We start from the raw sequence: 24,118 nt of genomic DNA, 5'->3' as shown, positions 1-24,118 counted from the left end.
TGGATCGTGGGAGGGCTTTAGTGACCGCCTTTCATACGTCGGGCGATCAGGTAGATGCCCAAGCCTACCAGCGCCGTAGCCGCGCCAATGTAGCCCGTGCTGGTCCACCCATACCCCGCCGTAATCGCCATCCCGCCAAGCCACGGCCCCAGCGCGTTCGCCAGGTTAAACGCCGCGTGGTTGGACGCCGCCGCCAGGCTCGGTGCCTCATGCGCAATGTCCATCAAGCGGATTTGCAGCGGCGCGGCCATGGCGATCATGGTGCCGACCAGGCCGATGCCCAGCAGCACGCTCCACAGCGAGCTGGCGGCGAAGGTGAAGAAAATCAGCACGGCCATCGACCACACCATAATCCAGCCCACTGCGCGAAATTGCAGGCGATCAAACAGCTTGCCGCCGGCGATGTTGCCGATGATGCCGCCTACGCCAAACGCGGCCAGACCGAATGGGATCCACTGCGGCGAGACTTTCGTCACTTCGAGCATGGTCGGCGCCAGGTAGCTGAACACGCAAAACATCCCGGCAAAACCAATAGCGCCAATGGACAGCGCCATCCACACCTGCGGTTTGGTGAAGGCGCGCAGTTCTTTGCGCGGGTCGCTGCGGGGTTCGTCGTGGCGATCCGGTACGAATTGCCAGACCAGCGCGATGGTGCACAGGGCGATAGCACTGACCAGCGCGAACGCCGAGCGCCAGCCAAAGTGTTGACCGAGGAAGGTCGCGATGGGGTTGCCGAGCAGCATGGCCAGGGTCAGGCCCATCATCACGCGGGCGACGGCGCCAGCGCGTTTGTCGTTGGGCACCATGCTGGAGGCGACCACGGCGGCGATGCCGAAGTAGGCGCCGTGGGGCAGGCCGCTGATAAAGCGGAAGGCCACCAGCGAACCGAAGGTCGGGGTAAACGCCGTGGCGAGGTTGCCCAGGGCATAAAGGCCCATCAGCAATAGCAGCATGTGTTTACGCAGCAACTTGGCGCCGAGGATCGCCAGCAGCGGGGCGCCGACCATCACGCCCAGCGCATAGGCGCTGATGGCGTGGCCCACTTGCGGTTCGCTGAGATTGAGGTTGCGGGCGATGTCGGGCATCAGGCCCATGATGGCGAATTCGCCGGTGCCGATCGCAAAGGCGCCCACGGCCATGGCCGCTTCCATTTTGGCGGCGCTGCGCGCGGGCAGCACGTGCCCGGGTGTTTGCTGGATAGTCATGGGTAACTCTGTTTGATGAAGTGCACGAAGGACAGCCGCCGATGCTACGCATGCAGCGACGAAGGTGTCTAGAACAGCGTGTTGCGCGAGAGTTCCATCGGCGCAAGCAGTGCGGGGCTTTGAGATCCGTCTTATTCAACTACCCTCTCGCCACGCTTACTCTTTTGGCGATGAAGCTCAAACATTTCCTGCAACCACTCGACTCTTCTTTTTCGACGCCCAAGGCCGCGCGCAAGTTGTTGCGGCTGTTTGCCCTGGCATTGGTGCTCGGCGTGTATGTGGGTGCCTACAGCTACTTGCGTGCGGCGTTGAATGAGGAAATTTCGCTACGGCGCAGTTATATGAATGAGGCGATTTCCGATGCGCAGAGTTTTTTTATCAGCCGCCAGACGCTGCTCAAAAGCCTCGGCCTGTCGACGGTTCGTCATGTCACGCCACCCGTGGGCAACCTCAATAATGTGCCGGCCGAAGAGTTGCACATCACCTTGGGCGAGGCGGGCAATATCTGGAGCCTTTGGCTGACTAGGCGCCTGCTTGATTACCTGCAGGTCAACCAGGTCAACCTGATCTACGTCGCGCAGCGCGCCGAGCCGGTGGTGGAGCGCCTGTTTACCGTTGGGGCGGCCCCGGAGAATGTGCCGCAGCCGGTATTGCAGCGGTTGATGGCGGTGGACACCGGCAAGGTCTCGGTCAGCGATGAGTTGTGGCTGACTGAGCAGAGCCGCCTGGATTCACCGCTATACATCTTCACCCGCCTCGACGACCGTAGCCCCACGTCGGGTTGGCTCGGGCTGGAGGTGGACGGCCCGGACCTGATCAACGCCCTACAGCATGAAAAAGCCGGGGACTTCATGTTGCTTGACGGCGCCGGGCAGCTGATTTTCAGCAGCACGCCTCATCAACCGTCGGCTGCGCAGGTGCTGCGCCAGTATCACGCCACGGCCAGCTTTGGTTGGGAAGGCAGCCGCTGGCTGCCGGATCGCTTGGCCATTCGCAAGCACCTGGGTTACTCCCAGTGGCAGATCGTCTACAGCCTGGAGCTGAGTTCACTGTTGCCCAGCCTGGCCATGCCGTTGCTGCTGTGCCTGCTGTTGTGCGCAGCGGCCAGCTTGTTGATGGTGCGGTTGGTGCGGCGCATCGATCAGCGTTTGATTATCCCGGCAGCCAATCGCATCGAAGCGCTGGTGGAGAGTGAGGCATTCAGCAGTGCGGTGATTCGCATCGCGCCAGTGGCCTTGTGCGTGCTGCGCCGCAGCGACGGCGAGGTAGTGCTGGAAAACCCCCTGTCCCGGCAATGGCTGGGCAACGGCCACGAGCGCCAGCAACTGTGTCACGGCTGGATTCGCCGCGCGTTCGATGAGTCGGAACAAAGCAGCACCGACGAGCTGCAAATGGCCGACGGTCGTCACCTGTACCTGAGTTTCGCGCCAACCCGTTACCAGCGTGAGGAGGTGCTGATCTGCGCCTTCAGCGACATCACCGAACGCAAGCAGGTGGAGTTGGCCCTGCAGCAGGCGCGCACGCTGGCGGACGCGGCGAATGAGGCCAAGACCCTGTTCCTGGCAACCATGAGCCATGAAATCCGCACGCCATTGTATGGCGTGCTGGGCACCCTGGAATTGCTTGCGCGCACCGACCTTAACAGCCAGCAGCGTGGCTACCTGAATGCCATCGAGGGCTCGTCGGCGAACTTGCTGCAAATGATCTGCGATGTGCTGGACGTGTCGAAAATCGAAGCGGGACAACTGTCCCTAGAGTTCAGCACGTTCTCACCGATCGAGTTGGTGCAGGAAGTGATCCAGGGCTACGCAGGCGCCGCCCAAAGCAAGGGCCTGCAGTTGTTCGCCTGCCTCGACCCGCAGTTGCCCGACCACGTGAGCGGGGATGTCACACGCATCCGCCAGATCCTGAATAACCTGCTGAACAACGCGCTGAAATTCACCGAAAGCGGCCGGATTGTCTTGCGTCTGCGCCTGGAAAGCCGTGAAGGCGAGCGCACGATGTTGCAGTGGCAGGTAGTCGACACCGGCAAGGGCATCGCCGAGGAAGACCAGCGGTACCTGTTCGAGCCGTTCTTCCAGGTCAGCGGCAATGCGAATGTGGTCGCCGGCAGCGGCCTGGGCTTGTCGATCTGCAAGCGCCTGATGCACTTGATGAACGGCACCTTGCGGGTGGTCAGCGAACCGGGCCTGGGCAGCAGCTTTTCCTTCACCTTGCCGCTGGAGCAAGTCAACGACGACGACCAGGCTCCCTGGGCGCAGCCGCTGCTCGGCGAGCGGGTGTATGTGGTGTCGCCGGTGCGTGAGCTGGCGGAAAGTGTTGGCGGCTGGTTGCGTCGCTGGGGCGCGCGCGCGCAACTCGGTGCGCCGGAGTCCGCCGAGGCCGACCCCGGCGCGGTATTGGTCGAGCTGTATCCCGGCCCGACCGAGCCCGACCAGTTGCTGCATTGGTCCGGGCCGCGGGTGATGGCCGCGGTCGACGAGCATGGCGCTTATCCCTGGCAGATCGGCCTGAACAACCTGCAGGCGCTCAACCGCGCGGTCAGCCGCGCCCAGGGCAGCGAAGAGTTGTTGTCGCCGAGGATCAGCGAGAAGCCCACCGAGTTCAGCCTCAACCTGCGCCTGCTGGTGGCCGAAGACAACCTGATCAACCAGTTGATCCTGCGCGACCAGTTGGAAGAGCTCGGCTGCAGCGTGGTGCTGGCCGGCGACGGCATTGAAGCGCTGTCATTGTGGGGTGATACCGCGTTCGACATGATTCTCACCGACGTCAACATGCCACGCATGAACGGCTATGAACTCACCGAACAACTGCGTCGCCTGGGTTGCTCACTGCCGATCATCGGGGCCACCGCCAACGCGATGCTCGACGAAGCCGAGCGCTGCCTGAACGCTGGCATGGATCATTGCCTGGTCAAGCCGTTCACCCTGCGCGCCCTCTACCAGTGCCTGCATCGCTATCAGAGGAGGGTGCTTTGAGCGCCTATCGCGTACTCATCGTGGAAGACCATCCTTTCCAGCATGAGTACTTGATCAACGTCTTCCAGGCCATCGGCGGGTTTGACGTCGATGTGGTCTGGGATGGCGCCACCGCGCTGCAACGCCTGGCCCGACAGCGCTACGATCTGCTGCTCAGCGACTTGATGATGCCGGGGATGGACGGTGTGCAACTGATCCAGCACTTGGCCCGCATGCACGCGCCGCCTGCGCTGGCGCTGATGAGCGTGGCGTCGCGGCGCATGCTGGTGGGCGCCGGGCAGGTGGCCGGGAACCTCGGCCTGACCGTCGCCGGGCTAATCTCCAAGCCGGTGCGCGAACGCGAGGTGCGCACCCTGCGCGATTGCCTCGACAAACTCGCCGAGCAGGCGCGCACGCCGTGTTGCCACCGGGGTGTCAGCCATGCCCGGGAGAACCTTGAGCGCGCCTTGGCCAATGGTGAAATCCAGGCGTGGTTCCAGCCGAAAAAATCCCTGCATGACGGGCGCATCGTGGGCGCCGAAGCCCTGGCACGCTGGGTGCACCCGGTGGAAGGGTTATTGATGCCCGGCGCGTTTCTTGACGACATCGAGCGCCTTGACCTGGAAACCCGCTTGCTCACCTGCATTCTCGGCCAAACCCTCATCGCCCAGGCCCAGTGGGCGCAACTCGGTTACCGGCTGCCGGTGTCGATCAACCTGCCCACGCATTTGCTCGACCAGAGCGACCTGGTCGACCGCCTGCTTGCCCAGGTGCAAAGCCGCGACGCCGAACCCCGGCAAATTACCTTCGAATTGATGGAAAGCTCCACCACACGGCTGCCCAGTAACTACTACGCTGGAGCATGTCGCTTGCGCATGATGGGCTTTGGGTTGGCGCAGGATGACTTCGGCAAGGGGTTCAGTTCCTACTTCAACCTGGTGTCGACGCCGTTCAACGAGGTCAAGATCGACCGGTCACTGGTGCATGGCTGTGCCGAGAACGAAAGCCTGGCGTCGGCCTTGCAAAGCATTGTCGAGCTGGGCCGCAAACTCGGGCTGACCACCATCGCCGAGGGCGCCGAGACCCAGGCGGAGCTGGCGGTGTTGCGGCGTATCCGCTGCGATCAGGTGCAGGGTTTCCTGATCTCCCATGCCGTGGCGGCGGAAAAATTCAGCGCCCTGTTAATCGAGGATGGCCCTGCGCCAGCACTTATGTGAGTGGCCAGGGTCACACAGTCAAGAAGCCCGAAGGAAGGGTCGCCCGGTCAGCCGGGCGTTATTGGCCAATGCCGGGATCAAGCATAGGCCCCATATCCTGATTCAGGCTTCTGCGGTACTGACGATGAAACATGCAAGTCTGCGCCTGGACAAGCTGGCGCAAAGCTCTCAACGCTTGAACAAAGCCCTGTTATTGCTCACGGGGCTCGCCTTGTTGCTGTCCAGCAGTTGCTATTGGGCGGTGTCGCGGTTGCTCGACGCTGAACAGGAAAAGGTCGAGTTCCACTTCGCCCGCGTGGTGGAGATCATCCATGAGCACGAGGCGTTCCTGCGCAACGTGGCCAGTGGCTACAGCCGCAGCAACGCGCCGCCGCTGCCGGCCGTGCAGTCGACCTCGGTGGTGGAGTTGCAGCACGAAGGCGGGCAGGTGGTGTTGCAGGCCAAGGGGTTTGCGATGTCGCTACCCTTCACCTTGTCCCACGCCGAGACGTTCTCGGCGGATGACACGCGCCGGGCACTGGCGTTTGGCGTGCAACTGACTGACTACTACGGCGGCTACTGGGCCAGCTCGTTTTACGCCTCGCCGCAGCTGTTCGTGTTCACCCCCAATGCCGTCGCCAGCCTGGCCGTGCCCGGCGTGGGCGGCTTGCGCCAGCACCAGCCATTGTTGCGCGAGCAGTACCGCGACGTGGTGAGCCGCTTGCAGCAACTGCAACAGAGCCAAAGCCTCCTGCTGACCGACAGCCGCGTGCGCTGGATGCGTGCGCCGCCGCAGTTGTACCAGAACAGCCGCAGCGTGGTCGCGATGATCGGCCTCGACGCGCCTGCCGCCGTATTGCCGGCCAATCAGCCTCAGGGCCTGCTCACGCTGGCGGCGGTGGTGGACACCTCGCAGGTCGACGAAATCGAGCGAGTACTGCAACTGTCGGTCTACAACCAGTTCACCCTGATCTCGCCCCAGGGCGACGTGTTGCTCGGCAGCCTCGGCGATGAACACATGGCGCCCCTGGGCCTGAGCTTCAACAGCCAGGGTTTGCGCTTCAAGATGCTCAGCGAGGGTGGCGAGCACTGGACCGGCCTGTACGCCATCAGCTATCAGGATTTCCTGCGCTACGCCAAATGGCCGCTGCTGGGCCTTGGCCTGACGTTTCTGGCGGCCGTGCTGCTGGGCTGGTGGATCAACCATTGGTACAAGACCCGCATCGTCAGCCCGGCGCAACGCGCGCAGGAGCGTCTGTTCGAGAGCGAGGCATTCAACCGCATCATGCTGCACAACGCCCCGGTGGGATTGTGCGTAGTGCGCCGCAGCGATCACCAGTTACTCCTGGAAAACCAGCGCGCGCTGCAATTGCAGGGCACCGCACCGCTGCTCGACGTGCTCAAGGCCAACGATGGCCCGGATACCCCCGGCGAGATGTGCCTGGCGGTGGAGGGGCGGTACTTGCAGGTCGTGGTGGTGGCGGCGCGGTACGAAGGTGAGGACGTGTTCCTCTGCGGCTGCAACGACATCACCCGACACGTGGACGAAGCCCAGTTGCTGACCCAGGCGCGCCAGGAAGCCACCGAAGCCAACGAGGCCAAAACCGTGTTCCTGGCAACCATGAGCCATGAAATCCGCACCCCGCTGTACGGCGTGCTCGGCAATCTGGAACTGATGGCCCTGACCGACATGAGCGAGCGCCAGCGCCACTACCTGGAAATTATCCAGGGTTCGTCCACTGTGCTGTTCCAGTTGATCAGCAACGTACTGGATGTATCGAAAATCGAATCCGGGCAAATGGCCGTGGAAGCGGCGCCGTTCAGCCCGAGCCAGTTGGTGGCGGAATCGGTGTTGGCGTTCAGCGCGACCGCGCGCAATAAAGGCTTGCAGATCGATGCCGAGATCGACCCGCTGCTACCGCCGCAACTGCTTGGCGATGCTGGCCGCATCCGGCAGGTCCTGCATAACCTGCTGGGCAACGCGATCAAGTTCACCGACTCCGGGCGCGTGCGTTTGCGCCTGATGGTGCAGCAACTACTTGACGATAAAGTGACCCTGCAATGGCAGGTCACTGACACCGGCGTGGGCATTCCGGAAAAGGCGCTGGACCAGTTGTTCAAGCCGTTTTATCAGGTAGCGGGCGACCAGGACGGCAATGGCGCCGGCCTGGGCCTGTCTATCTGCTCGCGCTTGAGTGAGTTGATGGGCGGCAGCATGCGCGTGGTCAGCGAGCCAGGGTTGGGCAGCAGTTTTTCGCTGTTCATCACCTTGCCGGTGCTTCAGGAAACCCTGCCCTCTGCGGAACAACCGCCGATGCCGCCGTGCCTGGACGCACCGTGCCTGAACGTGCGCGTGCTGGTCGCCGAAGACAACCCGGTCAGCCAGGCCGTGCTGCAAGAACAGCTCGAGGCCCTTGGCGCCCACCCCACCGTAGCGCGTGACGGCGAGCATGCGCTGCAAATCTGGGGTTCGCAGCCGTTCGACCTGGTGATCACCGACATCAATATGCCGCGCCTCAACGGCTACGACCTGGCCCGCGCGTTGCGTGAACAAGGCGTCCAGGTGCCGATCATCGGCGTCACCGCCAATGCCCTGCGCGAGGAGGGCGAGCGTTGCCTGGCGGTGGGCATGAACGCGTGGGTGGTCAAACCGCTGAGCCTGAGCATGCTGCGCCAGGCGTTAATGGCGCACTGCCGGCGGGCCACGGCCTTGCCGGTGGTGCAGGTGGACCGGGACCGTGAAGGCTGGATCGAGCTTTCCCCGGCCATGCGCCAACTGATGGCCGACACGTTGCTGGTGGATGTGCAGCAGATCGAACAAGGCCTGACGGCCGGCGATGCCACCCTCGTACGTGAGCGTTTGCACAGCCTCAACGGCGCGCTGGCCAGTGTGCGTGCCGGGGAACTGTCCAGCGCTTGTCAGGCATGGGAGAACACCCTGTACGACGCACCGCTGGATACATACGCCACCACGCAGATTCGAGGCGTGTGCGCACGGCTTACAGCGGTTGCGCAGTGCTTGCTGGCAGAGTCGCAAACTTGATGAAAGCCCATTACAAGGAAGATAAAGAATGCGAGAAATGAACGTTGTGATCGCCGATGACCACCCGATCGTACTGGTGGGCGTGCGCGAAATTGTGCAGCGTGATTCACGCTACAGCCTGGTGGGCGAGGCGGTCAGTTCCAGTCAACTGATCGAGCAGTTGCGCAAGCACCGGCCGCAAGTCCTGATCACCGATTTCAACATGCCGGGTGACGACACCTATGGCGATGGGTTGAAGCTGATCGAGTACATCCTGCGTCACTTTCCCGCGACCCAGGTGCTGGTGCTGACCATGATTTCCAACAGCCTGATTCTCACCCGCTTGCAGGAATTGGGTGTGGCCGGGGTGATCCAGAAGAACCACCTGCACGGCGAGATCGAAAAGGCCCTCGGCGCGATCAGTGCCCAGCGCAGTTACCGCGCACCGGAGCCCGCCGCGACTTCGGTCTTGGCCAATGTGACCCAGGTGCAGGCGCGCTTCCAGAGCCTGTCGCCACGGGAGATGGAAGTGCTGCGTTTATTCGTGACGGGCATGAGCGTGAGCGATATCGCGCGGCAGTTGAGCCGCAGCAACAAGACCGTCAGCGCGCAGAAGATTTCGGCCATGCGCAAGCTGGAGGTGGACAGTGACCAGGCGCTGCTGACCTATTGCATCGAAGCCCGGCAGTTTCAGTAATCAGCGGTACGTCATCTGCATCAACAGGGTGGCTTTGTAGCTACCCGCCTCGGGCAGCTCGCCCAGGGACACGGGCTTGACGCGCAGGGTCAGCGCCAACGGTTCGTCTTCTACCGGCCAGGTGCCGGTTTGGCCCAGGCCGATCCCCGGCTTGTCGGTCTTGTCACGCAATTGCACCTGCAACCCCAGGGATGGGAGATTGGTGAGCAGCACCGGGCTGACGGTGAGGGCCCGGGCCATGCCCGCCGACAAACTCAGCTCGACCTGAGCGCCCGCCTGACAGTCGAAGACCAGCGGCACATCGGTGGCGACGGTGCTGCCGTCGGCCAACTGGTTGAGGTTGACCTTGCCCAGGTCCACCTGTTGCGTACTCGGAAACCTTGCGGTGCACGGCGGTGCGGTCAGCTTGCCGCTGACGTCGATCTGCGCTTCTTCCGCCGCTTGCGCAAGGGCGGTGCTGGCTACGGCCAGCAGCATCCAGGCGAGCGCTTTCATAGGTAATTGAGGGTCATGACCATCGACGAGGTGAACGCGCCCGGCGCCAGCGTGCCGCGTTCGACCAGTTGCGCCTTGAGGCTGATATCCACGTCGCCGCTGAGGTTGGTGTATTTCTTGACGGTGCCATTGAGGTTTGCCGCCGTGTTGTCCGCCCACAGCAACGACACACCGAGGTTATCCGCCGTGGTCTTGGCCACGGTGGAGGTGTAGGTGCCGTTATTGGACGTGAAGCTGACATTTAGCGAAGAACCCGACGAGCACTTCAAGCGCACCGGCACTTCCACAGTGCCGGTGGTCGCCACCTGGTCAGTACGCACGTCGCCAAATGCGGCGGTCAGGGTTGTGCCGGTACTCAATACGCACGGTGGGCGGGTGAGGGTGCCGCTGACGGTGATATTCACCACGTCGGCAGCGTGAGCGGTGCTGCTGAGCAGCATCAGGGCGAGCAGTGGAGTTTTCATGGCAAGGCCCTCATTGATAGTCGATGTTCAGCGTGTATTGGGTCTGAAACGCACCCGTCGGTGATTGCCCGGCCGCCAGTTGTGGCTTGAAGCTCAGGTTTACGTCATTGCTGCCCACGCGTAACTGCATAAAGCGCGGGGTAGTGAAGTTCACCGGGTTCAGGGTGTCGGTCCACAGCGCCTGCATGTTCAAACCTGCCAGCGAGGTGCGTGTCACGCCGGTGGTGGCGTTGACTACCGCCTGGTTGGGCAGCAGGTAGACGTTGGCGCGCATCGCGGACTTGCAGTTGATCGACACAGTGGTCGATTGCATCTGGTTGCTGAGGTCGGCGTTACTGATGGAGCCAAAGCGCAGGTCGACGCTGCCGGGTGAACTCAGGCTGCACGCCGGTGGAACGACGGTGTATTGAAATAGTGTTTGCATGAACCACTCGCCATAACCCAGCCAGTTTTGCGAGGTCACGCCCAGCGCTACAGCTACAAATCGTGTACCTGCTGTTCGGGGCGCAGTGCCCACCAGAATGTAGCGGTAAGGCACCACGGTATTCAGGGGCAGAGGCCGGCAATAGCCACCCAGGCAATTGTTACTGTATTGGCCGATGGGCAGATTGGATAAGTAGATGTTGTGATACGGGTCGGTCAATCTCAACGGGGCTTGATCCGGGCCGCTCAGGTAATTGACTTGCGAATTTAAGCCGGCGGAATAGGGGAATGCACGGCGAACGGTGCACGTACCCTCGTAGACGATTCTGATCGCCTGACCGGGCGTAAAAGTGTAACCGCCGCTCGGAAAACCCGGCACTGTGCAGTTGAGATTCCCTTCGACCAACGCGTGCGCCTGTTGTGACAGGCAGCTCAATACTGCGCACAACAGCGCAAGCATCAGCCGTCCACGTACCTTATGTGTTGCTTTAACGATCATGTCAGGAATCCTTGGCACCCGACCCACCGGCCGCGCGCTCACATTGAATATTCATTTGGGTGATGCCGCCCTCGGCAGGCTCTGTTTCGTCCAGCTTCAATTCGCGGCTGCACCACGGCTGGCCGTCGACGCTGACCAACAACCGCGCCTCGGGCGGCACGCCGGTCAGGAACGCGCGGCCTTTGTCGGCTACCAGGGTGTTGCCCAAGGCACGGCCGTCCGGCGCGAACAGTTCGGCGCGGGCGGCAAACGGCGCTGCTTCGCCCTGCGTGTCGCTGATGCGAAACAGGATGCGTTGTCCGCGCCGGGTGTCGAAGTCCGCCAGCACAAAGGCACCACGGTTTGGCGTGACTTCCTGCACCGGCTCGGCGATGTCGACGTCAGACGGCATCGACTGGGTGTCCAGCGACACGCGGTTTTTGCGATAGGGCAGGGCCTGTGGCACCACGGTGTAGCCATTGCTGTTGGTGCGCACACCGCGCTTGTTGCTGATGCCCACGTCGGCGGCGCCCGGTGTGGCGACGATCACATTGGTTTCGCCCAATGGCTGGCTGAACATCAGGTTGCTGCCATACGCCACCACCGAACCTTCGACGCCCATGTCCAGTTGGCGGCTGCCGGTGGTCTCGTTATAGGCACCGCGCACAATCGCGTTGGGCGCGTCGTATTGCGCGGCGAAGGTGCCGCCGGTCTGGCGTTGCGCGCCGCTGACTTGCTGCGACACACCCGCGCTGTAGGCCAGCGTATCGTCCTCGAACGCGTTGCCGCTCAGGGTCGCGGTGCGTGATGCCGAGCCCCGCGCGCTCTGGTTCATGTTGGCCGTAACGCGCTGGCTGCGCGTGCCGCCCAGGGGCATGCTGATGCTCAGGGACAGGCTGCGGTCGTCGCTGTTGGCGCCTTTGTTCAGGCCCAGCCCAAGGGAGTAGGAAATGTCCCCGACGCTCGCGCTGTATCCCAATTGGATCGAGGTGTCGGCCTTGCTCTTGTCCCAGTAGGCGGTTTTCGACACGTTGGCATAGACCCCGCCGTAGCCGCCCAATTGCTGCGACACGTTGGCGGTGAAGTTGCTTTTCATGTGGCCGCTGCGGTACGTGTCCAGGGTTTGCTCGGTGCTGCGGCTGTTCAGCGCTTCGTTGAACGAGTAGTAGCCGCCGGTGGAGTAGCGGTAGCCGATCAGGCTGAAGTTGGTGTCGGTGGCCGCCAGGGACTTGGAATAGCGAAAGCGAAACGACTGGCCGCTGGACGTGGTTTTCTCCCGGCCCACGGCGTCGCTGCGGGCGTGGGTCACGTCCACCGAGATCGCGCCAAAGCCGGCAAAGTCGTGGGCAAAACCCAGCAGGCCGGCGTTGTATTGATTACTCAGCAGGCTGCCGCCAAACAGCGTGGTGCTGCCGCTCAAACCGCGTCGTAGGGAGGCCTGGATAAATGTTGGGGTTTGCTGCACAAAGGACGATTGCGCCGGGCGGTATTGGCCGGCGAATACCGAATAGCTTTGCTGGCCTTCGCGCAGCATGTAGGGCACCGACGAGAACGACTGGGTGTAGACCTGGCGCTGGCCGTCCGGGCCTTCCACGGTGACTTCGATGTCGCCATTGCTGGCGGTGGGGTACAGGTCGGTCAAGGCGAACGGCCCCGACGGCACCCATTGCTCATGGATCACATAGCCGCGCTGGCGGATGATCACCCGCGAGCGGCCATTGGCAATGCCGCGAATCACCGGGGCGAATTCGCGGGCCTGGTCGGGCAGCATGTCCAGATCAGAGGCGATGCCCAGCCCGCGATAGGGGATCGCGTCAAACAGGTCGCCTTCGGTGGTGGAATCGCCCAGGGTGGCGATCGCCATCATATTGCCCATGTCGCGCTGGGCGTAGGTTTCCAGCGACTCCCAGCGCCCGGGCGTGGTGCTGCCTTTTTGCCAGGTCGAAAAATTGCGCAGGCGCCAGGCCCCGGCATTCACGCCGCTCCTCAGGCTGCCGAACTGGTCCTGGCGGCGGCCGGTATCGGACTCCACGGTGCTGCCGGTGAAGCTGTAGTTGGTGAAGGCCACCTGTTCGCCGTTACTCCATTGCCGACGGCGCACTTCAAAAGGGATGCTGCCCAGGTAGGCCTGTGGGATTTCAATCGACAGGATCTGGCGGTTGAAGTCGTAGTCGTAGCTCACGCCGGCCAGGCCCTGATCGAACGCAATGCAGGTGGGGTCGGCGTCGGTGCGGTTTTGCAGGGCCGTGTCGGCCACGCCCTGGGCGCGGAAGAACTCGACATCCAGGCAGGGGAACAGGCCGGTGCTCGAGCGTTCCTGGGTGCCGGTGGCGCGGATGAAACGCACATCACGCTGTTCGATCGAGCGCTGGTTGAGCTGGATATCCACCCGGTAAATCCCCGGCAACTGGCCGTCGCTCATGGCGCTGACCTGTTGTTTCACAGCGGCCGAACTCTGCCCGCCGCCGATTTCGAGAAACGACGCATCGAACTCGTAGCCGGCGTGTGCGGGGGCCAGGTGCAAGGCGGCGGCGGCCACGAGCGGGCAGCCGAAAGCCTTCACGGCCCGACGGCGCATGAATGGGAATGAACGGAGCATGGTCGTTCCTGAAAAGGCGTTCCGGGGTTGTCGCGTGGGTATCAGTGAATGCTGATGACGGGGGCGGTCACGATGCTGCCGTAGTCATCGATGTAGCTCAGTTGCACTTCATCGCCGGCCTTTGCCTGGATCGGCAGCTCACGCGCTTCGCCTGGGCGCAGCACATCCGGCGCCTGGGTGATCGGCAGGCCGTTGAGCTTCAGTTCGCTGACCACCACGTGCAGCTTGGAGGCGTTATTGACGGCCAATGCACCCGCTTGGGCCTTCCAGTTCACTTGCGCCACCGCGTCCTTGAGCGAACCTTTGAGGCCGGCCGGGCGGTAGAACAGTTTGATCGTGGTCTTGAGCGCGATCTGCAGCACGTTCTTGCCTTTTTGATCGTCGCTCATGGCCGGGATTGCCTTGACGTTCATCAGGAACAGGCTTTCGCGGTCCTGGGGCACTTCTGGGCCACCGGTAAAAATGATGCGCAGGATGTTTTCCTTGTCGGCATCCAGCCGGAACAGCGGCGGCGTGACGATAAAGTTATCGACGCTTTCCTCGTTGCCACTGCCGAAGTGGCTGACCCAGGACTGCACGAGGTAAGGCGAGGTGTCGTCGCGGTTGCTGACGCTTAGGTTGGCTTCGTTGGAAGCGCCGTCGTAGATCAGTCGCGTGGCGCCGACGGTGACGGCGGCGTTGGCGGCGCTGTGCCAGAACGGCAGCAGGGCGAGCAGAAGATAGACTTTCAAACGCATGACAGGGGGACCTCCGGAAGCCCGCGGGCCGGCGCGCGAACGCCTGGCCCACGGTGTTGACGAGCAATTACTTGTAGGTAACGTCGAAGCTGGCCAGCGCGTGCACCTGACCGGTGCTGATGCCGGAGGTGGTCACCGCGTCGTCGCCTTCACCGGTGGTGGTGTCGGCGACGGTGCGCACGTAGGCAGCGGTAAAGTCGAAGGTATTGGACTGTGCACGCAGGTCGTAATCGGCGGTCGGCGTGTTCAGTGGCAGTTTGTTGCCGTTACGGGAGTCGGTGATCTGGATCGCGATGCCGCGCACCTGGTTTTCACCGGTCAGGCCCAGTAATGTCGGGTCGCTGGCGTCTTGCTGGCCGCTGAAGGTGATCGCGACGTTTTTACGGGTCGCGGTGCTGCAGTTGTCCAGGCTGATGGAAAACGGCTTAGCTTTATCGGTGAGCACCGAACCCACGGTGGGCGCGAAGTCAGCGATGCGCACCGGGTCCAGAGTCACCGACTTGTTCACGTCGCCGGTGGTGATGGTGCAGGCGTTATCGGTGACGGAACCGGTGAATTCGATCTGCCCGTCCGCCGCCTGAGCGGTGCCGGCCAGCAACCAGCAAGCGCCGCAGGCGAGGGTGAGTTGGCTCAGTTTGTTCAGCATTGCAGTGCCTCTTTTAAGAGAAGGAAGGTTGTCTGCCTACCCGTCAGGTAAGCCAATCCATAGTGCAATGCTGTGTTTTAGAGGCACATGAGACGGATCTTAAAAACTGGCGAACTGATGGCCGCCCGACCGCTGAGTCCATATAAGGCGCCGAGCGTGATATTCTGCGCGCCATCTTGGTCTAGCCTCTATCGAGTACGTACACCCGTATACGTCCCGGTGGTTAGCTGTCGCCCAGGTAGCTGAAGCCAATAATGATAAGAAGTCAGCGCAGAAGGGACATAAAAGTGAGGTCGATACGTCGGCCTTGTGTGCCCACCCTGCGGTCCCCGAATGAATGTGCACACCCCGCGGTGCGTTGCCTGGCGCAGCGTGATTGAGGGTTGCCCATGATCAGGGGCAGTGGGGCGGATGGCGTTTTATCATAGGTGCTACTGATGTTTAAAAAAGTAAACACTGCCCTGCTGGGGCTGGCTTTGTCGATGGGGATCACTTCCGTTCACGCGGAAGAGGCAAAGAAAGTCGATGTGCTGCTGATCGGCGGCGGCATCATGAGTGCAACCCTGGGTGTGTGGCTCAATGAGCTGCAACCGGACTGGTCGATGGAGATGGTCGAGCGCCTCGATGGCGTGGCCGAAGAAAGCTCCAACGGCTGGAACAACGCAGGTACCGGTCACTCGGCTTTGGCTGAGCTGAACTACACCCCGGAAGACAAGAACGGCAACGTTGAGATCCCGAAAGCGGTCGAGATCAACGAAGCGTTCCAGATCTCCCGTCAGTTCTGGTCCTGGCAGGTTCAGCAGGGCGTCCTGAAGAACCCGCGTTCGTTCATCAACTCCACTCCGCACATGAGCTTCGTGTGGGGCGATGACAACATCAAGTTCCTGAAGAAGCGTTACGAAGCGCTGCAGGCGAGCCCGCTGTTCGCCGGCATGCAGTACTCCGAGGACCCGGCGCAAATCGCCAAATGGGTTCCGCTGATGATGGAAGGGCGTGACCCGAACCAGAAAATCGCGGCCACCTGGACCCCGATCGGTACGGACGTGAACTTCGGCGAGATCACGCGCCAGTTCGTCGCTCACCTGCAAACTACGCCGAAGTTCGACCTGAAACTGTCGAGCGAAGTGCAGGACATCACCAAGAACGCCGATGGCACCTGGCGTGTCAGCTACAAGAACCTGAAAGACGGCACCAAGACGGAAACCGACGCCAAGTTCGTGTTCATCGGCGCGGGCGGCGGTGCACTGCACCTGCTGCAGAAGTCGGGCATTCCTGAAGCCAAGGAATACGCGGGCTTCCCTGTTGGTGGTTCGTTCCTGGTCACCGATAACCCAACGATTGCCGAGCAGCACCTGGCCAAGGCCTACGGTAAAGCTTCCGTTGGCGCACCGCCGATGTCGGTTCCGCACCTGGACACCCGCGTGCTGGATGGCAAGCGCGTGATTCTGTTTGGCCCATTCGCTACCTTCTCGACCAAGTTCCTGAAAGAAGGCTCGTACCTGGACCTGCTGACCAGCACCACCACCCACAACATCTGGCCAATGACCAAAGTCGGTATCCGCGAATACCCACTGGTCGAGTACCTCGCCGGCCAACTGATGCTGTCGGATGACGACCGCTTCAAGGCGCTGCAAGAGTACTTCCCGAACGCCAAGAAAGAAGACTGGCGCCTGTGGCAGGCCGGTCAGCGTGTGCAGATCATCAAGCGTGACGAAGAGCAGGGCGGCGTCCTGAAACTCGGTACCGAAGTGGTCAGCTCCGCCGACAACACCATCGCCGGCCTGTTGGGTGCATCGCCAGGCGCGTCCACCGCGGCTCCGATCATGCTGACCGTGCTGCAGAAAGTGTTCAAGGAACAGGTTGCTTCCCCGGCCTGGCAGGAAAAGCTGCACCAGATCGTGCCTAGCTACGGCACCAAGCTGAACGACAGCCCTGAAGCTGTGGCTAAAGAATGGGCCTACACCGCCAACATTCTGCAGCTGACGCCTCCACCTGCGATTCCGCAGCTGACTGCTCCTAAAGCCACCGAGTCTGCCCAGCCTGCGGCTGAGCCGAGCAAGCCAGCTTCTGACCTCGCGCTGTAAGACGTTGGTGAGGTCCTGATTCAGGGCCTGCGCAACGTAAAAAGCCCGCTGAACCGGTGACGGTCAGCGGGCTTTTTTGCAGGTGTCACCAATGAGCGGGTACTTCGACCTGCCGCTCTGCAGCTGCCAACGCTGCCTTCAGTCCCTCTTTATCCAGAGGTATGCAGTACGCCGGCTTGGCGCGTTCAAACCGCCAGCTCTCATCCAGCCCACCGGCATCTACTGCGTCGAAGCCGATCTCGTCCAGCAGGGCGATGACTTGCGCCTTGGCTGCCGGGTCATCCGCCGCGACCGGGAGCGCGCGCCGGTCGGGTGCGCCGCGGCTGCGAGCATCCTGGGTCAGGTCCGGCGCCAGGATAGCGTTGAACACTTTCACCACATTTGATTGCGACAGGTGCTCGGCCACCAACCGACTGGTGGTGGTTTCAAAGCGGTCGAGCGCGGGAATATGGCCGTCGCGGTTCGGGTAGTAGTTGTTGGCATCCATCACGGTTTTGCCTTCCAGCCACTGCGCCGGCACGCTGCGGTAATGTTCGAACGGAATCGCCAGCAGGACCAGTTCGCCAAATTGCGCGGCGTCTTGCGCAGTACCCACTTGAACCCCACGAATGCCACTCAGCACGCTGCTCATCGACTGCGGGCCGCGGGAGTTGCTCAACATCACTTCATGGCCGGCCGCCAACGCCAACTGCGCAACGGCGCGTCCGATAAAGCCTGCTCCGATAATGCCAATTTTCATGTCGGTGCTCCTGAGTTGAGAGAGACGTTATGATGATTGGCTACTGGATGAGGATAAATGGCCGTTCTGGTCTTGGTGTTGTTACTGGGAGTGGTGAATGATGGACCGCCTTTCAAGCATGAGTGCCTTTGTGATGGCTGCCGAACTGGGGTCCTACGCCCGTGCTGCCGAACGCCTGGGAATGTCGCCGCAGATGGTAGCCAAGCATGTGGCGGCGCTGGAGCGGCGGCTGGGCGCACGCCTGCTCAACCGCACCACACGCCGGCAAAGCCTGACGGAGTTGGGAAGCGCGTACTACGAGCGCTGCAAACATATCCTGACAGAGGCAGAGGCCGCAGACTCCCTCGCCCAGATCATGAATGACACACCACGGGGCAAGCTCAAGATCAGCGCCCCGGTGACTTTTGGCTCCTACAGCCTGATGCCACTGGTGACCGAATTTTTACGCGACAACCCCGAGGTGGAAATCGACCTGCACCTGACCGACCGGTTTGTCGACCTGGTGGAGGAGGGCTACGAAGTGGCGTTCCGTATCGGCCCGCTGGCGAACAGCAGCCTCACCGCCCGGCCGCTGCAGCCCTACCGCCTGGTGGTCTGTGCGGCACCCAAATACCTGGCCGAGCGCGGCACGCCGCTGACGCCCGCTGACCTTGAACACCACGAGTGCCTGGGATACGCCTACTGGTCACGTCCGGCTGATCGCGAATGGTCGTTCTACCAAGGCGCCGTCCTGCACAAGGCCCAGGTCGCCAGCCGCCTGCACGTGAATGAAAGCCGGGCCTTGATGTCGGCCGCGCGGGATGGTTTCGGGGTTGTGCTGGGGCCTGAGGATTTCTTACGCTCGGCGCTCAAGAGCGGTGAGTTGGTGCGAGTGCTGCCGGACTATGAGGCGCCAAGTCGGCAGATGCATTTGCTCTACACCGCGAATCGCCAGCGCACCGCCAAGCTGCGGCGATTTGTCGATGCGGTGCTGTTGCGTTTCGGACCACCCTAGACGCTGAAGCCGGCCTTGACCTGCTCATACAGATGCAGTGCCAACAGGTTGCTGCTGTCGCCAAGCAGGTACAGGTGATGCAGCGGCAGCGGCGGCAGTTCAGCTCCAGCAATCTGGCGCGTCAATCCCTTACCCATGCGGCTTTCTTCCACCAACCCCACCGCCATGCCACTGCGGATACACGCTTCAACAGCGGGCGAACTCGCGCTTTCCAGCAGCACCCGATAGTAAGTGCCGTGCTCCTTCAGCGCTCGAATCGCTGCAGCGCGATAAGGGCAACCTGTCAGTTGCACGGCAATCGGCAGCGGCGCCTGCGGTGGGCAGCTGAAGTGTTCGGCGGCCACCCACAGCGGCTGGATTTCTCCCAGGCGCTCGCCTTGTTCCAACGGCTGGGCGCTGACAATCAGGGCCAGGTCCAACTGCCTGCTGGCGAACAGCGTGAGCAGTTCGCCACTGGAGCGCGCCTCTACCTCCAGTTCCAGCAGTGGGTTGTCGGCGACCAGGCGGGGCAGGAACTCCTGCATGAAGTCTGGCGCGTAGGAATCAGGCAAACCCAGGCGAATCTTGCCCTGCATGCGTTGCGGCGTGAGGGAGGCCAGCAAGCGGTCGTGGCTCTTGAGGAATTCGGTGGTTTCGCCCAGGAGTTTCTTGCCGTACATCGTCAGTTCAACCCCCTGGTTGCTGCGGCTGAACAGGCGTTGGCCGACCTGGTCTTCGAGCTTCTGGATCTGCGTGGTCACCGTCGAGGCACTGCGATGCACATGATTGGCCGCTTCGTTGAATCGCTGGAAGCGGGCCACCGCGTGGAAAGTGCGCAACAGGTCAATATTCAGTTGTTTGCTCATGATTCCACTTTTAAGGATTAGTGGTACAGATTATTCAAATATACAGAATCATGCGCGGCACTTAGCCTTTTGGTCAATCAAGCGAACCGGAGGCTCAATGAAGCGATCAACCGTGGGGCGGTTGCTGTTACAGGCGGTGTTCGTGCTGTCGTGGAGTTCGGGGTTTATCGGCGCGAAACTGGCGACCCGGAGTGATGGCGTGTTCAACGTGCTGTTCTGGCGTTTCTTGCTGGTGTCGTTGTGCCTGGCGCTGTTTTTGAACGTGCGGCTGCTGAAGGTTTCCTGGGCACAGATCCGCCATCACGCGGTGGTGGGTTTCCTCTCGCAGTTTCTCTATTTGACCTGTGTCTACGTGGCGATCCAGAACGGTTTGCCGTCGGGGATTGCGGCGATCATCGCGGCCCTGCAGCCATTGATGACGGCGGCGCTGTCATCGGGTAGCCACGCCGAACGCAGCGGCGGCTGGCAGTGGCTGGGGTTGATGATCGGTTTTGCCGGCGTGTCGATCGTCATCTTCGGGCAATACCGCAACAGCGGGGCCGAAGTCGGGTGGGTCATGTATGCATTGCCCCTGGTGTCGGCACTCGGTCTGACCGTGGCCACGCTGTACGAACGGCGGGCGGCCCACACTGACTCCGGCGACCTGAGCCTGGCATTGTTTATCCAGTCGTTGCTGACCTTGATCGGCTTTGCTGCAGCGGTGCTGTACACCGATACGCTGAGCATTCCGCGGACCCCCGACGTATTGATCTCCATCGTTTGGCTGACGGTGTTCTCTACCTTCGTGGCTTACCTGAGCCTGTGGATGTTGTTGCGCGTAATGACGGCTACCCATGTGGCGACATTGGTGTACCTGGAGCCTCCCGTGACACTGGTGTGGGCGGCACTGATGTTTGGCGATGAGATTCATGCGTCGACATATGCAGGGATCGCCGTGGTGGTGGCCGGGCTGATTCTGGTGCGACTGAAACAGCCGGTCGCAGTCTGTGCCTCTTGAAAAGGTCAGTTTTTCTTTACCTGCTGTCTGCCCGTGGGTTCAGCAAGCTGACAGTTGGCACCTGTTAAAAAGTCTTATGGCCAAGCAGGAGCGCGGCTGGAACAAGGGGGCATTTTTTTTTCCGGTATAAACGCTGGGCGGTCACGCCCGAGGATTCTGTATGTTGTTACGTTATGCGGCATTGGCGGCTTTGGTCGTCGCGGCTTCCGGGTGTGTAGAGGAGCGGGTCGTGCATGATCGACGACCGGTGCAGCGTGAATATGTAGAAGTCGTCGCGCCGCAACCGCCGCCGGTGCAGGTCATCGAGGTCGAGCCCGAAGGGCGGCCAGGTTACCTGTGGTCGCGTGGCTACTGGCGTTGGGAAGGCGGGCGCTATGTGGCGGTTCACGGCCACTGGGAGCCGGTACGGCCAGGTTATCGTTATGTTCACCCGCATTGGGAGCAGCGTAACGACGGCTATCACTGGCAGGGCGGCGGTTGGGTTCGCTGACCGTTTTCCGATGGCTTAAATCGGCTTCTTCGTACCCAGAAGCCGAACTTCCCTGAGCAGCGCCGCGCCCAACTGGCCGGTGCCAAGCTCCTTGTAACCTACAGCTTTAACATCGCCATTCTCTTCCGCCTGGATGAGGATCACCGGTGTTTCCTTGCCGGTGCCTTCGTCGACATGCATGGCGTACTGCGGGATATCCAGCTTGATCGGCGTGCCTGCCGCCTTGCCCTTCACATTGATCAGAAACGCCGCACAACCGGTGTCCACATCCTGACTGGTAGCGGAGCGACCGCTGACGAAGCAGGTGTCGGGCAGGTCGGGCCAGGCGATGGCTTCGGCGAGGGTCAATGGGGACGTTAATGCCAGGCCGGCGAGAAAAAGCGTGCGCACGTTGGTCTTGTCTCTGGATAAAGTCAGTAAGGGCATTTTCTACCAAAGCCTTGACGCTTCTGCAACGCGACGCCTCAGGTCAGCCGCCGCATGCCTGTAGCCTTGGCCGCGCTGACATCAAATGTCGCCGTATATTCACAGCCTGCTGCGTGGGCGCAGCGTTCAATCAGGCAGTCGGCGAAATCGGCCCTGGTGCTTGTAAATCGCCGGAGTGCCTGCCAGATAACGTCGGCGTGCTCTACGGTCAGTTCGCGGGTACGCAGCAGCGTCTCCAGGACCGCAACCACTTCACTCTTGGCTGACTGGTAACTGGACTGCAGGACCCACACCAGTTCCACCACTGAAACCAGGCTGACAAAACCCGGCGAGGCAGTGGTGAGCGACTCGATCAGTCTGGATGCCTTTGGCGATTGGACGGGATCATCCTGGGTGACGTAACGCACCAGCACATTGGTATCCAGTCCAATCATCGTGCTTTGGCTCCCTGTGCAGCGATGGCCAGGTTCATTTCTTCGATGCTGACGGGCTTGGCGGGTTTGCGGATCAGCCCTTTGAGGTCCAACACAGTCTTGCTGGCCGCGATGATCGCAAACTTGCCCTCTTCCATTTCGACGAATTCGACCCGGTCGCCAGTGTTCAGCCCAAGTGCGGCCCTGACTTGAACGGGAATGGTTATTTGGCCTTTTGAAGTGAGTGTGGCGGTAGCCATGTTGAAAGCCTCTCTCGTGATACTCCTTACCTTAGGGTAAGGAATAGTGGAGGGCAAGATCCATTGGTCCATAGGTTACTCATCTGGCGTGGGTGGGTCGGAACAGGTAAAACGATAGTCCGAACGTTTCCCGTCGACACGCCTGAAACCAGCCTTAAGAGATACAACATATGACCGACCGCCACCTCATCATCCCCACCTCCATGCACCCCATCGTCGAGCGCGCCGGCTACGTCCCGGCGGTAAAAGTCGGCAAGACCCTGTACTGCGCAGGGCAGGTCGGCCGCACGGAACACCTGGAAGTCATCACCGATCCCGAGGCACAGTTCGTCGCCGCCTGGGAGAGCCTGCGCCTGGTATTGGAGGAGGGGGGCTGTACGTTTGAAGACGTGGTCGACATGACCACCTACCACGTGAACATGAGCGAGCACATGGCGGTTTTCCGTGAAGTGAAAAACCGCCTGTTCCCTCGCGGGTTGTGCGCCTGGACGGTCATTGGCGTATCAGAACTGGCCAACCCGGGCTTGCTGCTGGAGATCAAGTGCGTAGCGGTTCAGCGCTGACTCACTGCACCACGCGGTAGCACGGCACGTAGGCGGCGCCGCCTGGCAGTTTCATCCGGTGCTGCTCTACGAACGCCTTCAGCAACTCATCCAGCGGTTTCATGATCGCCGGGTCGCCATGAATCTCATACGGCCCGTTCTGCTCGATCAGGCGGATGCCCTTGTCCTTGACGTTGCCCGCCACAATCCCCGAGAACGCCCGGCGCAGGTTGGCCGCCAGTTCATGGGGCGGCAGCGCGTGGCTCAGTTGCAGGCTGGCCATGTTGGCGTGGGTCGGGTCGAACGGGCGCTGGAAGCCCTCGTCGATCTTCAGCAGCCAGTTGAAGTGGAACGCGTCATTGCGCTCGCGGCGGAACTGTTTGACCGCTTTCAAGCCGGCGGTCATCTGCCGGGCCACTTCAGCCGGGTCGTCAATGATGATCTGGTAATGAGCCTGCGCCGCTTCGCCCAGGGTCGCGCCGACAAACGCGTGCAGCTGTTGCAGGTACGGCGCGGCGTGTTTCGGCCCGGTGAGGATCACCGGGAACGGCACGTCGCGGTTGTCCGGGTGCATCAGGATGCCCAGCAGGTACAGGAACTCTTCGGCGGTGCCGGCGCCGCCCGGGAAGATGATGATGCCGTGGCCGACGCGCACGAAGGCTTCCAGGCGCTTTTCGATGTCCGGCAAAATCACCAGCTCATTGACGATCGGGTTCGGCGCCTCGGCGGCGATGATCCCCGGTTCGGTCAGGCCCAGGTAGCGCCCGCCGGTAATGCGTTGCTTGGCGTGGGAAATGGTTGCGCCCTTCATCGGGCCTTTCATCACGCCGGGGCCGCAGCCGGTGCACACGTCGAGGCTGCGCAGGCCGAGTTCGTGGCCGACTTTCTTGGTGTATTTGTATTCTTCGGTATTGATCGAGTGCCCGCCCCAGCACACCACGATCTTCGGTTCGACGCCCGGGCGCAGGGTGCGGGCGTTGCGCAGCAGGTGGAACACGTAGTCGGTGATGCCCTGGGAGCTGCTCAGGTCGATGCGCTGGCTGTCCAGTTCGTTTTCGGTGTAGACGATGTCACGCAGGGCGCTGAACAGCATCTCCCGGGTACTGGCGATCATTTCACCATCGACGAACGCGTCAGCCGGGGCATTCAACAGTTCCAGGCGCACGCCACGGTCCTGCTGGTGGATGCGCACTTCGAAATCTTTATAGGCGTCGAGGATGGTCTTGGCGTTGTCGATGTGCGCGCCGGTGTTGAGGATGGCCAGGGCGCATTGACGGAAGAGGGTGTAGATGCTGCCGGTACCGGCTTCGCTCAGTTGCTGGACTTCACGTTGCGACAGCGTTTCAAGGCTGCCTTTAGGGCTTACGGAGGCATTGATGACTTGTCTTTGGGGCATTCTGATTCCCTGA

22 protein-coding genes are annotated in these 24,118 nt (G+C 61.7%); 9 read left to right on the top strand and 13 right to left on the bottom strand.

Translation table 11 applies throughout. The features are described from left to right. Nucleotides 1–17 precede the first annotated feature (17 nt). On the bottom strand, nucleotides 18–1,205 hold the full coding sequence (locus HX824_RS03160; RefSeq protein ID WP_177054123.1) for an MFS transporter: 1,188 nt from the start codon (nucleotides 1,203–1,205) through the stop codon (nucleotides 18–20). A gap of 170 nt (nucleotides 1,206–1,375) precedes the next feature. On the opposite strand from HX824_RS03160, the gene HX824_RS03155 reads away from it, so the two are divergent. From HX824_RS03155 to HX824_RS03140, 4 genes are all read left to right on the top strand, one after another. Further along, the gene (locus HX824_RS03155) at nucleotides 1,376–4,183 is read left to right on the top strand and encodes an ATP-binding protein (protein WP_177054122.1); all 2,808 of its coding nucleotides are present in this window, start codon (nucleotides 1,376–1,378) and stop codon (nucleotides 4,181–4,183) included. Beyond that, nucleotides 4,180–5,379, top strand: a complete 1,200-nt coding sequence (locus HX824_RS03150; RefSeq protein WP_003218906.1) for an EAL domain-containing protein — start codon at nucleotides 4,180–4,182, stop codon at nucleotides 5,377–5,379. The genes HX824_RS03155 and HX824_RS03150 overlap by 4 nt, the downstream gene beginning before the upstream one ends. A gap of 124 nt (nucleotides 5,380–5,503) precedes the next feature. Further along, nucleotides 5,504–8,401 carry an ATP-binding protein gene (locus HX824_RS03145; protein WP_177054121.1) on the top strand — a complete coding sequence of 966 codons (2,898 nt, stop codon included), beginning with the start codon at nucleotides 5,504–5,506 and terminating at the stop codon, nucleotides 8,399–8,401. Nucleotides 8,402–8,429: 28 nt separating this feature from the next. After that, nucleotides 8,430–9,077 (top strand): response regulator, encoded by a 648-nt coding sequence (locus HX824_RS03140; RefSeq protein WP_017477281.1) that lies wholly within the window; start codon nucleotides 8,430–8,432, stop codon nucleotides 9,075–9,077. Here the strand turns inward: HX824_RS03140 and HX824_RS03135 are convergent, their stop codons facing one another. The 6 genes from HX824_RS03135 to HX824_RS03110 form a co-directional block, all read right to left on the bottom strand. Beyond that, a complete protein-coding gene (locus HX824_RS03135; RefSeq protein WP_003218900.1) occupies nucleotides 9,078–9,572 on the bottom strand; it encodes a fimbrial protein in 495 nt (164 codons plus the stop codon). It abuts the gene before it with no gap. Then, nucleotides 9,569–10,036, bottom strand: a complete 468-nt coding sequence (locus HX824_RS03130) for a fimbrial protein (RefSeq protein WP_003218898.1) — start codon at nucleotides 10,034–10,036, stop codon at nucleotides 9,569–9,571. Before HX824_RS03130 ends, HX824_RS03135 begins: the two co-directional genes overlap by 4 nt. A gap of 10 nt (nucleotides 10,037–10,046) precedes the next feature. Then, nucleotides 10,047–10,958: a fimbrial protein gene (locus HX824_RS03125; RefSeq protein WP_256346906.1), complete on the bottom strand. Its 912-nt coding sequence runs from the start codon at nucleotides 10,956–10,958 to the stop codon at nucleotides 10,047–10,049. A gap of 1 nt (nucleotide 10,959) precedes the next feature. Then, nucleotides 10,960–13,536 (bottom strand): fimbria/pilus outer membrane usher protein, encoded by a 2,577-nt coding sequence (locus HX824_RS03120; protein ID WP_008437639.1) that lies wholly within the window; start codon nucleotides 13,534–13,536, stop codon nucleotides 10,960–10,962. Between the two features lie 41 nt (nucleotides 13,537–13,577). Continuing rightward, nucleotides 13,578–14,273: a molecular chaperone gene (locus HX824_RS03115; protein WP_177054120.1), complete on the bottom strand. Its 696-nt coding sequence runs from the start codon at nucleotides 14,271–14,273 to the stop codon at nucleotides 13,578–13,580. Nucleotides 14,274–14,340: 67 nt separating this feature from the next. After that, nucleotides 14,341–14,919, bottom strand: coding sequence for a fimbrial protein (locus tag HX824_RS03110; protein WP_003218890.1), 579 nt, complete (start codon nucleotides 14,917–14,919; stop codon nucleotides 14,341–14,343). A 437-nt stretch (nucleotides 14,920–15,356) separates the two neighbouring features. On the opposite strand from HX824_RS03110, the gene mqo reads away from it, so the two are divergent. Further along, entirely contained in the window at nucleotides 15,357–17,003 is a 1,647-nt protein-coding gene (gene mqo / locus HX824_RS03105) for a malate dehydrogenase (quinone) (RefSeq protein ID WP_087693667.1), read from the top strand. An 85-nt stretch (nucleotides 17,004–17,088) separates the two neighbouring features. Here mqo and HX824_RS03100 read toward each other — a convergent pair whose 3' ends face one another. Next, nucleotides 17,089–17,742 carry an NADPH-dependent F420 reductase gene (locus HX824_RS03100; protein ID WP_003218886.1) on the bottom strand — a complete coding sequence of 218 codons (654 nt, stop codon included), beginning with the start codon at nucleotides 17,740–17,742 and terminating at the stop codon, nucleotides 17,089–17,091. A 97-nt stretch (nucleotides 17,743–17,839) separates the two neighbouring features. On the opposite strand from HX824_RS03100, the gene HX824_RS03095 reads away from it, so the two are divergent. Further along, nucleotides 17,840–18,736: a LysR family transcriptional regulator gene (locus tag HX824_RS03095; RefSeq protein ID WP_173406091.1), complete on the top strand. Its 897-nt coding sequence runs from the start codon at nucleotides 17,840–17,842 to the stop codon at nucleotides 18,734–18,736. Here HX824_RS03095 and HX824_RS03090 read toward each other — a convergent pair. Next, entirely contained in the window at nucleotides 18,733–19,581 is an 849-nt protein-coding gene (locus tag HX824_RS03090) for a LysR substrate-binding domain-containing protein (RefSeq protein ID WP_134325972.1), read from the bottom strand. The two genes, HX824_RS03095 and HX824_RS03090, sit on opposite strands and share 4 nt — an antisense overlap. A 97-nt stretch (nucleotides 19,582–19,678) precedes the next feature. Between HX824_RS03090 and HX824_RS03085 the strand changes: the two genes are divergently transcribed. Continuing rightward, nucleotides 19,679–20,578, top strand: coding sequence for a DMT family transporter (locus HX824_RS03085; RefSeq protein ID WP_177054119.1), 900 nt, complete (start codon nucleotides 19,679–19,681; stop codon nucleotides 20,576–20,578). Nucleotides 20,579–20,738: 160 nt separating this feature from the next. Then, nucleotides 20,739–21,068: a YXWGXW repeat-containing protein gene (locus tag HX824_RS03080; RefSeq protein ID WP_023659079.1), complete on the top strand. Its 330-nt coding sequence runs from the start codon at nucleotides 20,739–20,741 to the stop codon at nucleotides 21,066–21,068. 15 nt (nucleotides 21,069–21,083) lie between these two features. On the opposite strand, the gene HX824_RS03075 is transcribed toward HX824_RS03080, so the two are convergent. The 3 genes from HX824_RS03075 to HX824_RS03065 form a co-directional block, all read right to left on the bottom strand. Further along, the gene (locus HX824_RS03075; protein ID WP_032899669.1) at nucleotides 21,084–21,458 is read right to left on the bottom strand and encodes a hypothetical protein; all 375 of its coding nucleotides are present in this window, start codon (nucleotides 21,456–21,458) and stop codon (nucleotides 21,084–21,086) included. Nucleotides 21,459–21,532: 74 nt separating this feature from the next. Beyond that, a complete protein-coding gene (locus HX824_RS03070) occupies nucleotides 21,533–21,928 on the bottom strand; it encodes a PIN domain-containing protein (protein ID WP_003218874.1) in 396 nt (131 codons plus the stop codon). Continuing rightward, on the bottom strand, nucleotides 21,925–22,239 hold the full coding sequence (locus HX824_RS03065; protein ID WP_003218872.1) for an AbrB/MazE/SpoVT family DNA-binding domain-containing protein: 315 nt from the start codon (nucleotides 22,237–22,239) through the stop codon (nucleotides 21,925–21,927). Before HX824_RS03065 ends, HX824_RS03070 begins: the two co-directional genes overlap by 4 nt. A gap of 98 nt (nucleotides 22,240–22,337) precedes the next feature. Between HX824_RS03065 and HX824_RS03060 the strand changes: the two genes are divergently transcribed. Beyond that, nucleotides 22,338–22,730 carry a RidA family protein gene (locus HX824_RS03060; RefSeq protein ID WP_003218870.1) on the top strand — a complete coding sequence of 131 codons (393 nt, stop codon included), beginning with the start codon at nucleotides 22,338–22,340 and terminating at the stop codon, nucleotides 22,728–22,730. A gap of 1 nt (nucleotide 22,731) precedes the next feature. On the opposite strand, the gene ppnN is transcribed toward HX824_RS03060, so the two are convergent. Then, nucleotides 22,732–24,105, bottom strand: coding sequence for a nucleotide 5'-monophosphate nucleosidase PpnN (gene ppnN / locus HX824_RS03055; RefSeq protein WP_088424477.1), 1,374 nt, complete (start codon nucleotides 24,103–24,105; stop codon nucleotides 22,732–22,734). Nucleotides 24,106–24,118: the final 13 nt, after the last annotated feature.

It is taken from the genome of Pseudomonas sp. D4002, assembly GCF_013385665.1.
Classification (GTDB): Bacteria; Pseudomonadota; Gammaproteobacteria; order Pseudomonadales; family Pseudomonadaceae; genus Aquipseudomonas.
This window is presented reverse-complemented; position numbering and strand designations above follow the sequence as displayed.

Coding starts and splice junctions, on each gene's coding strand:
- HX824_RS03160 (WP_177054123.1), bottom strand. CDS start 1,205: ATGACTATCCAGCAAACACCCGGGCACGTGCTGCCCGCGCGCAGCGCC.
- HX824_RS03155 (WP_177054122.1), top strand. CDS start 1,376: ATGAAGCTCAAACATTTCCTGCAACCACTCGACTCTTCTTTTTCGACG.
- HX824_RS03145 (WP_177054121.1), top strand. CDS start 5,504: ATGAAACATGCAAGTCTGCGCCTGGACAAGCTGGCGCAAAGCTCTCAA.
- HX824_RS03140 (WP_017477281.1), top strand. CDS start 8,430: ATGCGAGAAATGAACGTTGTGATCGCCGATGACCACCCGATCGTACTG.
- HX824_RS03135 (WP_003218900.1), bottom strand. CDS start 9,572: ATGAAAGCGCTCGCCTGGATGCTGCTGGCCGTAGCCAGCACCGCCCTT.
- HX824_RS03130 (WP_003218898.1), bottom strand. CDS start 10,036: ATGAAAACTCCACTGCTCGCCCTGATGCTGCTCAGCAGCACCGCTCAC.
- HX824_RS03125 (WP_256346906.1), bottom strand. CDS start 10,958: ATGATCGTTAAAGCAACACATAAGGTACGTGGACGGCTGATGCTTGCG.
- HX824_RS03120 (WP_008437639.1), bottom strand. CDS start 13,536: ATGCTCCGTTCATTCCCATTCATGCGCCGTCGGGCCGTGAAGGCTTTC.
- HX824_RS03115 (WP_177054120.1), bottom strand. CDS start 14,273: ATGCGTTTGAAAGTCTATCTTCTGCTCGCCCTGCTGCCGTTCTGGCAC.
- HX824_RS03110 (WP_003218890.1), bottom strand. CDS start 14,919: ATGCTGAACAAACTGAGCCAACTCACCCTCGCCTGCGGCGCTTGCTGG.
- mqo (WP_087693667.1), top strand. CDS start 15,357: ATGTTTAAAAAAGTAAACACTGCCCTGCTGGGGCTGGCTTTGTCGATG.
- HX824_RS03100 (WP_003218886.1), bottom strand. CDS start 17,742: ATGAAAATTGGCATTATCGGAGCAGGCTTTATCGGACGCGCCGTTGCG.
- HX824_RS03095 (WP_173406091.1), top strand. CDS start 17,840: ATGATGGACCGCCTTTCAAGCATGAGTGCCTTTGTGATGGCTGCCGAA.
- HX824_RS03090 (WP_134325972.1), bottom strand. CDS start 19,581: ATGAGCAAACAACTGAATATTGACCTGTTGCGCACTTTCCACGCGGTG.
- HX824_RS03085 (WP_177054119.1), top strand. CDS start 19,679: ATGAAGCGATCAACCGTGGGGCGGTTGCTGTTACAGGCGGTGTTCGTG.
- HX824_RS03080 (WP_023659079.1), top strand. CDS start 20,739: ATGTTGTTACGTTATGCGGCATTGGCGGCTTTGGTCGTCGCGGCTTCC.
- HX824_RS03070 (WP_003218874.1), bottom strand. CDS start 21,928: ATGATTGGACTGGATACCAATGTGCTGGTGCGTTACGTCACCCAGGAT.
- HX824_RS03065 (WP_003218872.1), bottom strand. CDS start 22,239: ATGGACCAATGGATCTTGCCCTCCACTATTCCTTACCCTAAGGTAAGG.
- HX824_RS03060 (WP_003218870.1), top strand. CDS start 22,338: ATGACCGACCGCCACCTCATCATCCCCACCTCCATGCACCCCATCGTC.
- ppnN (WP_088424477.1), bottom strand. CDS start 24,105: ATGCCCCAAAGACAAGTCATCAATGCCTCCGTAAGCCCTAAAGGCAGC.